This window comes from Lascolabacillus sp. (assembly GCF_028696275.1).
Classification (GTDB): Bacteria; Bacteroidota; Bacteroidia; order Bacteroidales; family Dysgonomonadaceae; genus Proteiniphilum; species Proteiniphilum massiliensis.
Genome location: NZ_JAQVHI010000020.1, coordinates 1 through 12,171, shown reverse-complemented (window position 1 = coordinate 12,171; position 12,171 = coordinate 1). Strand labels below are relative to the sequence as shown.

11 protein-coding genes are annotated in these 12,171 nt (G+C 36.3%); 7 read left to right on the top strand and 4 right to left on the bottom strand.

Translation table 11 applies throughout. The features are described from left to right. Nucleotides 1-4: 4 nt before the first annotated feature. The 4 genes from PHO43_RS06460 (at nt 5) to dusB (ending at nt 4,676) form a co-directional block, all read left to right on the top strand. A complete protein-coding gene (locus PHO43_RS06460; protein ID WP_045090602.1) occupies nt 5-958 on the top strand; it encodes a siderophore ABC transporter substrate-binding protein in 954 nt (317 codons plus the stop codon). Nucleotides 959-1,004: 46 nt separating this feature from the next. Further along, complete coding sequence (locus PHO43_RS06455) at nt 1,005-3,179, top strand: alpha-L-fucosidase (RefSeq protein WP_288011677.1); 2,175 nt, start codon at nt 1,005-1,007, stop codon at nt 3,177-3,179. 66 nt (nt 3,180-3,245) lie between these two features. Continuing rightward, nucleotides 3,246-3,602: an arsenate reductase family protein gene (locus PHO43_RS06450; protein WP_045090603.1), complete on the top strand. Its 357-nt coding sequence runs from the start codon at nt 3,246-3,248 to the stop codon at nt 3,600-3,602. A gap of 48 nt (nt 3,603-3,650) precedes the next feature. Then, a complete protein-coding gene (gene dusB / locus PHO43_RS06445) occupies nt 3,651-4,676 on the top strand; it encodes a tRNA dihydrouridine synthase DusB (protein WP_045090604.1) in 1,026 nt (341 codons plus the stop codon). A gap of 18 nt (nt 4,677-4,694) precedes the next feature. Here the strand turns inward: dusB and PHO43_RS06440 are convergent, their stop codons facing one another. The 4 genes from PHO43_RS06440 to PHO43_RS06425 all read right to left on the bottom strand — a co-directional run bounded on the left by PHO43_RS06440 (nt 4,695) and on the right by PHO43_RS06425 (nt 8,933). Continuing rightward, nucleotides 4,695-6,392, bottom strand: coding sequence for a S41 family peptidase (locus PHO43_RS06440; RefSeq protein WP_052673244.1), 1,698 nt, complete (start codon nt 6,390-6,392; stop codon nt 4,695-4,697). A 117-nt stretch (nt 6,393-6,509) separates the two neighbouring features. After that, nucleotides 6,510-7,118, bottom strand: a complete 609-nt coding sequence (locus PHO43_RS06435; RefSeq protein ID WP_045090605.1) for an L-threonylcarbamoyladenylate synthase — start codon at nt 7,116-7,118, stop codon at nt 6,510-6,512. Between the two features lie 83 nt (nt 7,119-7,201). Then, a complete protein-coding gene (locus tag PHO43_RS06430) occupies nt 7,202-8,047 on the bottom strand; it encodes an enoyl-ACP reductase FabI (protein WP_045090606.1) in 846 nt (281 codons plus the stop codon). Nucleotides 8,048-8,240: 193 nt separating this feature from the next. After that, the gene (locus tag PHO43_RS06425; RefSeq protein WP_262494907.1) at nt 8,241-8,933 is read right to left on the bottom strand and encodes an MIP family channel protein; all 693 of its coding nucleotides are present in this window, start codon (nt 8,931-8,933) and stop codon (nt 8,241-8,243) included. Between the two features lie 225 nt (nt 8,934-9,158). Here PHO43_RS06425 and PHO43_RS06420 point away from each other — a divergent pair, with 225 nt between their 5' ends. The 3 genes from PHO43_RS06420 to PHO43_RS06410 all read left to right on the top strand — a co-directional run. Further along, nucleotides 9,159-9,881, top strand: coding sequence for an MBL fold metallo-hydrolase (locus tag PHO43_RS06420; RefSeq protein WP_045090608.1), 723 nt, complete (start codon nt 9,159-9,161; stop codon nt 9,879-9,881). Nucleotides 9,882-9,972: 91 nt separating this feature from the next. After that, the gene (locus tag PHO43_RS06415) at nt 9,973-10,353 is read left to right on the top strand and encodes a VOC family protein (RefSeq protein ID WP_045090609.1); all 381 of its coding nucleotides are present in this window, start codon (nt 9,973-9,975) and stop codon (nt 10,351-10,353) included. 10 nt (nt 10,354-10,363) lie between these two features. Further along, nucleotides 10,364-12,171: 4-hydroxy-3-methylbut-2-en-1-yl diphosphate synthase (locus tag PHO43_RS06410; protein WP_288011674.1), on the top strand; the 1,808-nt coding region annotated here is incomplete at its 3' end.

Below are 12,171 nucleotides of genomic sequence, written 5' to 3'. Positions count from 1 at the left end.
CAGTATGAAAAAAAATATATTTTATATCGGATTAACTTCATTATTAATCATTGGGTTAATCCAGACAGGTTGCACAGTAGGCAGTCAAAAAGGAGATACGGATGATAATACCAATGGAGAGAAAATAGAAATCACTCATGCATTAGGTACAACCGTAGTTAATAGTAACCCTCAAAGGGTGGTGGCACTCGATTTCTCTGTACTTGAGAATCTCGATTATATGGGTATTAAACCTGTTGCAATACCAAAAAGCTCTATTCCTGCCCATCTTAGTAAATTCAAAGATGATCAATCGGTAGTAGATGTTGGGAGCTTAACCGAAGTCAATCTAGAAAAAATAAATGAAGTTCAGCCTGATCTGATTATTATGAGTCAGCGTCTACTGGATTTTTATGATCAACTATCCTCAATTGCACCTGTTTTGTATCCAGAAACTGTAGATTCAGATAACTTTATGGCAGTTTTTGAAAAGAATCTTGATAACCTGGCACTTATCTTCAATAAAAAGGATGAGGTTGAGAAAGCAAAAAGTGATATCAGGAAAAAGGTTGAAGAAGCAAAGAAAATAACAACAGCTTCCGACGACAGAGCTTTAATCCTGTTGCATAATCGCGGACGATTCAGTGCATATGGTAGCGGCTCACGATTTGGTCTCATTCACGATGTCCTTGGAGTCGCCGAAGCAGCTGAGGGATTAAGTGTACACAGGCATGGTAATCCTGTATCCAGTGAGTTTATTCAAAAAGCAGATCCAGATATTATTTTCATTATTGACAGAAGCAGAGTTGTAGAAAATAATACAACAAATAAGGAGGAAATTGAGAACTTGCTGATAAAAGAGACGAAAGCTGCAAAGAATGATAGAATATATTATCTGAACCCCGAGGTTTGGTATCTTGCAGGAAGTGGTATCACTTCTGTAAATATCATGATAGACGAGGTGGTACAGGCTTTTTAATTAAATTTGCATTTAATATTAATTCTATAATAAGTGCAATTGACAAATGAAAATGAAGATTAGTCCAAAACTGAAGTTTACAATTTTATTCTGTTTAAGTATATTTACACTGACTGTTAAGGCTAAAACTGTCACTACTCCGAAAATAAAGCCATCACAGGAATGGATTGATCAGAAATTTTCAATGTTTATTCATTTTGGTCTCTATTCTGTATATGGAGGCGTTTATGAGGGAAAATCAGTAGAACGAGGTTATAGCGAACAGATACAGTCATTCGCGGGAATATTCAGTGACTGGTATGGAGAGACGGCTAATGAATTCAATCCTTTGAAATGGAATCCCGATAGTGTTGTATCCCTTGCTAAACAAGCAGGGATGAAATCTATAATTTTTACCTCAAAGCATCACGATGGTTTTTGTATGTATCACTCAAGATATACAGAATTTAATATTGTTGATGCTACACCATACTCTAGAGATTTAATGAAGGAACTTGCCGATGCTTGCCGGAGAGGAGGTATAGGCTTTGGGGTCTATTATTCGCTGATCGACTGGCATTATCCGCACGCTTATCCTATCTCGAGTCACAATGCGGATCCTCTAACTGATGAGCATTACGAATTCAACATGAAACAGATTGAGGAAATTATGACCAATTATGGAGATATATCAGAAATTTGGTTTGATATGGGATCTCTTACACCTGAGCAAAGTAAAGGTCTGTATGAGTTGGTTAACCGTTTGCAGCCTGACTGCATGATTAGCGGGAGGTTAGGTAATGATTATGTTGATTTCGCAGTGATGGCTGATAATGAGTACCCTGATTATAAAATGGGTATACCCTGGCAAACTGCAGCTTCAATTTTTAACGAAACTTGGGGATACAGGTCATGGCAGGTTCGAGGAGATCTACAAGAAAAGAGAGAAGAGAAAATATCTAGTTTGATAAAAGTGATAAGCAGAGGTGGAAACTATCTTCTCAATATAGGTCCTCGTGGCGATGGTTCTATTGTTGAATTTGAAAGAGATGTGCTTCTTGGAGTTGGAAACTGGATAAGTAAAAACAGTGAAGCAATTTATGGTTCTGAAGCAAGTCCTTTTCATACTCCTTTTGAATGGGGTGATATCACTTATAATAATGATAAAATTTACGCTTTTATAAGCAAAATGCCGGCCAATTCAAAGATAGAATTGTCAGGTTTCAAAGGTAAAGTAAAAAGTGCGGAACTGTTGTCAACCGGTCAACCTCTTTTTTTCTCTCAAAAAGGAGACAAATTGATAATTAATGCGGACATGGGAATTAACAATAGAGGTATTGATACTGAAGCTGTATCGGAGGCTGAATTCCCTGTAATTAAAATAAGCTTTGTAGACGGTTTTACTATTAATCCATCTATAATTGTCAATGATGGGAAATTAATCCCTGGTAATAGTATGCCTGTTTTTGGCCATTCAAGTTTGAATTACTATGCTGGCTACAAGAGCCTGACAGGTTACAACTGGGCATTTAAAACAGGAAGAAAAAGTATTATCCCTAAACTAAGTTTTACAGAAAGTGAAGTTGGGCGTAGCTTAAAACTTAATATAGATGGTGAAAGTCAAATAGTTACCCTTAAGCCATCTGGAGAGAAAACTATTACTACACCAAAAGGCTCCGTAATGTGGGGCAAACTATACAGAAAACCGGGCAAGGGAGTTTTTGGAAATCTCGAAGAAGAGGGTTTGGATTTTGTTTCAGTTGGTCAACTCTCAGAAGATCTAAAGACCGTTTGGAAGGAGGTTATAGATTATAAATATGGAGAAAAGTATCAGGAGAAGATTTCACCCAGACAAAGTTTCATATTACTGCAGGAAATAGAGTCTGATCGCAATCAAACCATAGCTGTGAGATTAGGCTCAGGCAATGGAGCATATATAATACTAAATGGCAGATATATAACTGCTCACTTGTCTCCAAAACGATTAAAGTATCAGGAAGAGATTGTGCTGCTTCCTTTAACCAAGGGAAAAAATCAACTTATTGTAAAATATTATAACGGTTACGAAAAAGAGTTATCTTACAGTATCACTCCTCTAAACGAATGGACTATTTTTGAGAACAACTTAAGTAGTTATAATTTACAAGAAAAAGAGTATCACACAATATCTCTCACTGCTGAAGACGCAGAATCTTATGTTTCACCTATCCGAATGAACAATATCGTAATAGAATTGAATTAATTAGGTAGTTTTATTTATTCCAACTCATTGATTATCTTTGCTGCAAATAAATCATAGCAACAGAATATGAAACCACTATTTATTCATTACCCCAAATGCGGCACATGTCGCAAAGCTTATAAATGGCTTGAAGAAAATGGCATTGAAGTAGAATCCCGTCATATAGTTGAAAATAATCCCAATAAAGAAGAACTTTCTGAATGGATAGATAAGAGTGGGCTGCCTATCAGCAGATTTTTCAATACTTCAGGGATTATTTACAGGGAAAATAATCTAAAAGAGAAGGTTAATTCAGCATCTCGCAATGAATTACTGGAAATACTTGCTTCGAATGGGATGGTAGTCAAACGTCCAATTGTAGTAGGTGATGATTTTGTACTTGTTGGATTTAACGAGAAGCAATGGTCCGAGAAGTTACTTTGAAAACCATTTTATAGACGTGAAGAGAATCATTATACAAATCGCTTAAACATGAAAATTGGAAATTTAGAATTTCCTGAAAGGCCGGTTTTTCTGGCACCTATGGAAGATGTAACTGATATTGGTTTCAGATTGTTATGCAGACAGTTTGGAGCTGATATGGTTTATACTGAATTTATTTCAAGCGATGCACTTATACGAGAAATAAAAAAAACCAAACGTAAAATACTTTTCAGTGAAGAGGAGCGGCCTATAGGTATACAAATTTATGGCTGCGACCCTGATACTATGGTCGAGGCTGCAAAAATATGCGAAGAGGCAGATCCTGACATTATTGATATCAATTTTGGCTGTCCGGTAAGAAAGATAGCCGGTAAAGGAGCAGGATCAGGGATGATGCGTACTCCGGATATAATGCTAGAGATCACCGAGAGAGTTGTAAAAGCAGTAAATAAACCGGTGTCTGTTAAAACCAGACTTGGCTGGGACGATAATTCAAAGATAATTGTACCTCTTGCAGAACAACTTCAGGATTGTGGTATCGTGGCTTTAACAATTCATGGTCGCACCCGTTCACAGATGTATAAAGGTGATGCCGACTGGTCATTGATCCGCGAGGTTAAAAATAATCCAAGGATGCATATTCCAATAATAGGCAATGGTGATGTTACTTCACCTGAAATTACCAAACAACGATTTGAAGAAACAGGTGTTGATGCAATAATGATTGGTCGTGGAAGTATAGGAGCTCCCTGGATCTTTGAGGAGATAAAATACTTCCTTGAAAAAGGTGAGCATATGCCTATGAAATCATTCAGCTGGTATCTGAATGTATTAAAACAACATGTTCAGGAAAGTGTAAACAGGTTAGATGAGATGAGAGGTATCCTGCATATGCGCCGTCACTTGGCAGCTACACCTCTATTCAAAGGTATACCTGACTTTAAATCCACTCGTATAGCGATGCTTAGGGCAAATACACTGGAAGAGTTGTTCTCAATTATGGATGAAATTCCTGTTAAGTATGAGGACTATATACAATCCAGCTTTGTGAAATCAGAAGAATTGATGGTGTAATATTTTACACCATCAATTTTATTTAGTCATTATATTTCTAATACTTTCACCACGAATATCATCATACATTTCAAAGCGATGTGATTTTTCACGGCTATCAACAGAAATTTTTTCGTTTATCTGAGTAGAGCGGAATGGGGTTGAAATAGCACTTGCTGAACGCGTAAACGATGTTTGCCCTGTAATGAGTGATAAAGCTTTTCCAAGTAAAGGATCATTAGTATCACCAAAGCTATAGAGATATAGATTTTCAAACTCATCAATTTCATAATCCGGAGTGAATCCAGCAGTAAAATCTGAAAAGCCAAGGCTATTTGCGAATTTCACTACAATAGGTTGCATTCCCCATTTATTTTTTGGATCATCATCTTCGTATATTGTAATTGAACCTACATTTTTTCCATATGTAGTTTCCCCGATAAGGATCACATCCATATAAGGTTTTAGTCCGTTTATGATAAATTCACTGGCAGAAGCTGTCCATCCCGAAGTTAACACATATAACCTGGGTAAATTCATTTCAGGGATAGCAACTGTTGTACCTATAATCTTGTCGATAAAATAATCCTTATTATAGTTTGCTCCCTCTTCCTTAATGAGAGCGTTGTGCAGAATAGAATTATATTGTGATGTAGTAAGTACATTTTTTGTTGATCTGTTTTTCACTAAAGCACTTGCAAGTGCGATAGCTGAGGAGACTGCTCCACCACTGTTATATCGAAGGTCAAGAACCATCTCATTTACACCCTTAGATTTAAAATTGCTAAGCTTGCTAATTAGTTCTTTATCATAATTGTTACTTTTATCTCCATTATCCCTTGCAAAGAAGTTATAAACAAGATATCCTATTTTATTATTAGCTACTGTATAAATGGTATCAAGATAAATAGGGTTTTCGGCAAAGTAATTATGCATATTTATGGTTACATCTCCTGAACTCTGGAGTATATACCTTTTCTCTGTCTCATTATAAACAAAATCAGCCATACTCAGTTTCTTTGTCCCGGTACCGCCAAAAAGATTTTTATAGTTGTCAGCGGTAATATTTTGTCCATTAATTTTAGTAATAAACCTGCCTCTGTTAATACCTTTAAGCTCTGCATCTGTTCCATGCATTGCATAAAGAACTAAAGCGTAGTATTGCTTAAGGGTAGCATCTGTACCTACTAAAATATATTCAAAACCTATTTCATGAGAAGCAACTCCGCTCAGATTGCCTAATAATTCAGTATAATCTTCCTGAATCCAGGAGAAGCGGTCTCCATCCGGATTTGATGTTTTATTATATTTATAAAGTATTGATTCGAAAAAGTCTTCCGGATTTAGTGAATAGTTAGGACTCTTAGAAAGCTTGTCGTTCCATAGATAATAAACCGACATATTATCATAAATCCAACCATTTACATATTTATAATCTGATATTACGTCAGAGGTTATGATCTCTGCCTTACCTGAGTTATTTGCATTCTCGAAAGTGACTATGGAGCCATCTTCCAAAGTAGCAGTAGCAACCGGAGGATCAACCTGATTGTTAATTATTGCGTTAATAGTTTCAGTATATCCGCTGCTGTATGTTAGTTTAAAAGTTTTTGTTCCTGCATCATATGTTACAGTTTCCAACTCACCTTTGTCATTAATTTTGTCGTTATCATTACAAGATGTGTTTATTAGCAACAATAATGAAAAAACGAGCAGTATGAAATAAGTTCTTTTCATTTGACTTTATTTGTGTGATAAAAATGTTAATATATTAATTGTAATAAAAGATAAGTATGTAGTTGGTAAAAATGAGACTGCGAATGTATTAAATATTTTAATAGAAGTGCACAAATATCAGAATTTTAACTCTCCTTTTCCCTGTCTTATGATATCATGTTCTCCCGTTGAACAATCAATAACCGTGGATGGCTCAATTCCTCCAATACCTCCGTCTATTACTATATCCGCAAAATCCTGCCATTTCTCATGTATCAGTTCTGGGTTAGTTATATATTCAATCTCATCATTTTCATCTATAATTGAAGTACTTAAAACAGGGTTCCCGAGTCTGATAACAATTTCGCGTATAATGTTATTATCCGGTACACGTATACCAACTGTTTTCTTCTTTTTATAAATTTTGGGGAGTGATGATGTGGTAGGTAGAATAAAAGTGAAAGGACCAGGCAGATTTCTTTTCATTAATTTGAATGTCGGGGTATCTACCTTTGCATATTCACTTATAATGCTTAAATCATTGCATATAATGGATAAATTGCTCTTTTCAGGGTTTATTCCCTTTAAGTTGCAAATTTTCTCTACCGCGCGAACATTAAGTGCATCGCATCCAAAAGCATACAATGTATCTGTGGGGTATATCACAATTCCACCATCTTGCAGAGCAGATACTACTTTATCTATCTCACGCGTATTCGGATTTTCATTATATATTTTAATAAGCATAGCTGCAAATATAAACAAAAATAAGTTCCAATCTATTGACTGGAACTTATTTAACTCGAGTGTTAATCTTTTTAACCTCTACTTTAGCTTTCGTCAGAATTTATATTTGCATCGAGTCCGTTACTGTATTGCTTCATTGCACGAAGACTCATACCCATGCTGGAGAAACCTCCATCATTATATAGATTCTGCATAGTAACCTTGCGGGTAAGATCAGAGAACATCACAACGCAGTAGTCTGCTGCATCATCGGCATCAGCATTACCTATTGGTGACATACGTTCTGAGAAATCCATCAAATCCATCATGCCTTTTACACCACTTCCGGCTGTAGTCATTGTAGGTGATTGTGAAATGGTATTTACCCTTACCCCCTTATCTCTTCCGTAGATATATCCAAAGCTGCGGGTGATAGACTCAAGAAGTGCTTTTGCATCAGCCATATCATTATAGCCGTAAAAAACACGCTGTGCGGCAACATATGTAAGAGCAAGAATCGAACCTCCTCTTTCAATAGCATCCATCTTACGTGCAACCTGCATCATTTTATGGAAAGATACTGCAGATATATCAAGTGTTTTCATAAGCATGTCATAATCCAGATCGTCGTATGTTCTTTTCTTACGAACATTTGGAGACATACCTATTGAGTGCAGAACGAAATCAATTTTTCCGCCAAGTATTTCCATTGATTTTGCGAAAACCATCTCCAGATCTTCAACATTTGTAGCATCAGCAGGTAAAATCTCTGCATTTAGTTTTTCTCCAAGCGCAGCTGTTTCACCCATTCGCACTGCTACAGGAGTATTCGACAAAGTGATTATTGCGCCTTCTTCAACGGCTCTTTCGGCCACTTTCCATGCAATTGACATGTCGTTAAGGGCACCAAAAATAATCCCTCTCTTGCCTTTTAATAAATTGTGAGTCATAATTTTTTCAATTTTATTTATCTGATAAAATGGTTTTACCAGTCAAAAATGATTGTTATTTACATAAAACTGCGCAAATGTATAAAAAATGTGCAATAATTAAACACTCATCAGTCAAATAAGTTCTATAATTATATGTAAAAAGCGGAGATTTTACCCCGCTTTATCTAAAATAGAATATCTATTACTATATTTATTCAGTAGTAGCCAATTTATTTTCAACTGTAATTCCTTTCCAAACTAATGCAGAAATTGCTGCACCAAGCAGAGGAGCAACAATAAATAACCAGAGTTGAGTTAAAGCCACACCACCTTCAAAAATAGCAGGTCCTATACTTCGTGCGGGATTTACAGATGTCCCTGTAATTGGAATACAGACAATATGAACCAAGACTAATGCCAGACCAATTGCAAGCCCCGCAAATTTATTCAATCCATTTTTTGCAGTCACTCCAAGAACTACAAGCACAAAAATAAAGGTGAACACTGTTTCCGCAACAAATGCTTCAGCAATCTTACCTTCAGCGAAGCCATTTGCCCCTGTAAGTGTTGTGGTTGATCCGGAATCTTTAGCGAGAAACCACAAAATAGAAGATCCTATTATTGCTCCAATAATCTGAAAAAGCATATACATTAATGCATCTTTGCTGCTCATTCTTCCCGAAAGATACACTCCAAAAGTTATTGCCGGATTGATATGACAACCGGAAATGCTTCCTATCGTATATGCCATAGCTACAACCGATAGTCCAAATGCAAAAGCAACACCCAGAGTCCCAATAGTAAAAAATGGCTGATCAGCCCCTGCAAAAACTGCCGCACCACATCCCATTAATACCAGCACCATTGTACCAATCATTTCTGCTAAATATTTTTTCATAATCATTTGAGTTTTAATGTGAAACATGCTGTATGATGCAAAGGAAATAAAAAATTCTAAACAGATGCTTATAAATTATAATTATTGTGGTTTTAATACTCATATGATGTTATTTAAAAACTCATTAATTGATAGTTAGAGCATACTGTTTGCAGGATTTTACCAATTTTTATGTGAAACCTTTTGAACTTTTAGCCTTATCTTTGTTTAAGATAAGAGGTAAATATTATTATGACAATCACTTATATATATCATAGCTGCTATTTAATTGAATTTCAAGAATTATCTTTGTTATTCGATTTTTATAAAGATGTTCCCCGCAGTGACGGGAAGGAGTGGATTAAAGATTATCTTCTGAATAAAGATGAGGACTTGTACATTTTTTGTTCTCACTCGCATTCAGACCATTTCAATCCTGAGATTTTATCCTGGAGGAAAAATAAAAAAAATATCAAGTATCTTTTTTCTGAAGAGCTGCTTCAAAGTAAGAAAGCTCTTCCTGAAGATGCATTATTTCTCAAGAAAGAGGAGTCATTCAGAGATCATAGAATAAAGGTTAAGGCTTATGGTTCCACTGATGCAGGTTGTTCATTTCTGATCAGCTGCGAGGATAAACTCTTTTTTCATGCTGGAGATCTAAATAACTGGCATTGGAAAGAGGAGGTTAATGCAGAAGAAGCGCTCACTTACGAAAATAATTTCTTGTGCGAACTGGAGCTGCTTTCAGAAAAATCCGAAGATTTATATGTTGCAATGTTCCCTCTGGATCCACGTTTAGGTAACGATTTTATGAGAGGAGGAGAGCAGTTTGTTTCAAGAATAAAAACTGAATATTTTTTCCCAATGCACTTTGGAGAGAATTTTAATCTGGTGAATATGTTTGCAGGAATAGCATCAAAGTATAATTGTAATTATCTGCCTATTAATCACCATGGACAATCATTTAATCTATAAATTGACTAATTTTGTAACAACTCAATTCATATAATTAATGTTCTCTGATTGAATATCATATAAGAGTTAATTATATAATTATAAAAAGAATATGGAAATAAAGGCTAGATTTGATCACTACAATATTAATGTATTTGATCTGAAAAAAAGTATTAAATTTTATGAGGATGCTTTAGGTTTCAAAGAGGTTCGTAGAAAAGAGGCTTCTGATGGATCTTTTATCCTTGTTTATATGGGTGATAACGTAACGGGATTCACACTTGAATTAACCTGGTTGCGTGACTGGGACAGAGCATATAATCTTGGTGATAACGAACAACATCTTTGTGTAAGGGTGGAAGGCGACTATGATGAGATAAGGGCTTTTCATAAAGAGATGGGCTGTGTATGTTACGAGAATCATGATATGGGACTCTATTTTATTAATGATCCGGACGGATATTGGATAGAAATATTACCTTTGAGGAAATAATATTAATCAAATGAGTTTTTTTAATTACAAAAGACGTCCAACTATTGATGTAAAAGTTGGGAATATATACATGGGTGGCAACTATCCGGTTGTTATTCAAACAATGACCAATACAAATACACTCGATACAGAGGGGAGTGTTGCTCAGTGTGAGAGAATTATAGCATCCGGTGCCGACCTGATAAGACTCACAACACAAGGTGTACGTGAGGCTAATAACTTAAAAGAGATACATCAGCAGCTTAGAGATAAAGGGTATAATACCCCACTTTCAGCTGATATTCATTTCAATCCCCGTGCAGCTCTGGTTGCTGCAACAATAGCAGAGAAGGTGCGTATTAATCCAGGGAATTTTGTTGATAAACAAAAGACTTTCGCTGAAAAAGAATATACAGACGAGGAGTATGCTTTGGAACTTGAGAAGATAAGGTCACAGGTAGTCCCTTTCCTGAATATTTGCAAAGAGCATGGTACAGCTGTTCGTATAGGGGTTAACCATGGTTCACTTTCTGATCGTATAATGAACAGATATGGTGATACTCCGGAAGGTATGGTTGAGTCATGCATGGAGTTTCTGAGAATTGCAATAGAAGAAGATTTCAAGGATATTGTTATCTCTATGAAGGCTTCTAATACAGTTCTGATGACAAAGGCAGTACGACTATTAGTAGCTACAATGGATAAAGAAAATATCCATTTTCCACTTCATCTTGGTGTAACAGAAGCAGGAAACGGAGATGATGGGCGTATGAAATCTGCAGTGGGAATAGGAGCCTTACTTGTTGATGGGATAGGTGATACTATCAGAGTATCATTAAGCGAAGAACCAGAAGCTGAAGTACCTGTTGCTCAGAAATTGGTTGAATATATCAATAAGCTTGAAGGACATGAACCAATAGTTTCTGAAGAATATCCCGGTTTCTCTCCATTTTCTATGGATAGACGGGAAACAGACTCTGTTTGGAATGTTGGAGGTGAATATCTTCCTGTAGTAATATCTGACAGGAGCAGGATAAACGATATGTCAATCAACCCACATTTTATACCTGACTATATCTATGTTGGTAATAGAGTGCCTGACAACTTCCCTAAGGGAATGAAATCGATTGTCGATTTTGAAAATTGGGAGAAGAAGATTGACAATTTTCCGCTCTTTACAGTCGACTCTTTAGATAAAATAAAAGATTGTGATTCAGAAGTGAGGTTCCTGCGCCTGTCATTCCCTGAATTGTCAGAGAGAGTTATTGCATTTTTGAAAGTTGTACCTAAAGTAGTTGTTATACTGACTTCTGACCATCAAAATAGGGTAGGTGAGCAGAGAGCATTTTTCCACACTCTTTTAAATGAAGGTTGCAGGGTACCTGTAATTCTCCAGAGCAGTTATAAAGAGGATGAGGCAGAAGACCTGCAGATTAAAGCGGGAGTAGATTTTGGAACAGTGCTTCTTGATGGCTTCGGTAATGGCATCATGATGAGCAACGAGGGTAAACTTGATATTCTTGATGTCGATGCATACTCATTTGGAATCCTCCAGGCAGCACGTGTCCGTACAAGTAAAACAGAGTTCATCTCTTGTCCGGGTTGCGGAAGAACTCTATTTGACCTGCAAACAACAGTTGCACTGGTACAGAAACATTTCTCTCATCTGAAACATCTGAAAATCGGAGTTATGGGCTGTATTGTCAATGGTGTTGGAGAGATGGCTGATGCGGATTACGGATATGTAGGAGCAGAACATGGTAAGATATCCCTTTACCGCAAAAAACAGCTTGTTGCAAAAAATATACCTCAGGCAGAGGCTGTTGAACATCTTATTCA

What these genes read in the sequence shown, in the direction of transcription:
- PHO43_RS06430 (WP_045090606.1), bottom strand. Translation starts at nt 8,047, where the DNA reads ATGACTCACAATTTATTAAAAGGCAAGAGAGGGATTATTTTTGGTGCC.
- PHO43_RS06455 (WP_288011677.1), top strand. Translation starts at nt 1,005, where the DNA reads ATGAAAATGAAGATTAGTCCAAAACTGAAGTTTACAATTTTATTCTGT.
- PHO43_RS06415 (WP_045090609.1), top strand. Translation starts at nt 9,973, where the DNA reads ATGGAAATAAAGGCTAGATTTGATCACTACAATATTAATGTATTTGAT.
- PHO43_RS06450 (WP_045090603.1), top strand. Translation starts at nt 3,246, where the DNA reads ATGAAACCACTATTTATTCATTACCCCAAATGCGGCACATGTCGCAAA.
- PHO43_RS06435 (WP_045090605.1), bottom strand. Translation starts at nt 7,118, where the DNA reads ATGCTTATTAAAATATATAATGAAAATCCGAATACGCGTGAGATAGAT.
- PHO43_RS06420 (WP_045090608.1), top strand. Translation starts at nt 9,159, where the DNA reads ATGACAATCACTTATATATATCATAGCTGCTATTTAATTGAATTTCAA.
- dusB (WP_045090604.1), top strand. Translation starts at nt 3,651, where the DNA reads ATGAAAATTGGAAATTTAGAATTTCCTGAAAGGCCGGTTTTTCTGGCA.
- PHO43_RS06460 (WP_045090602.1), top strand. Translation starts at nt 5, where the DNA reads ATGAAAAAAAATATATTTTATATCGGATTAACTTCATTATTAATCATT.
- PHO43_RS06440 (WP_052673244.1), bottom strand. Translation starts at nt 6,392, where the DNA reads ATGAAAAGAACTTATTTCATACTGCTCGTTTTTTCATTATTGTTGCTA.
- PHO43_RS06425 (WP_262494907.1), bottom strand. Translation starts at nt 8,933, where the DNA reads ATGATTATGAAAAAATATTTAGCAGAAATGATTGGTACAATGGTGCTG.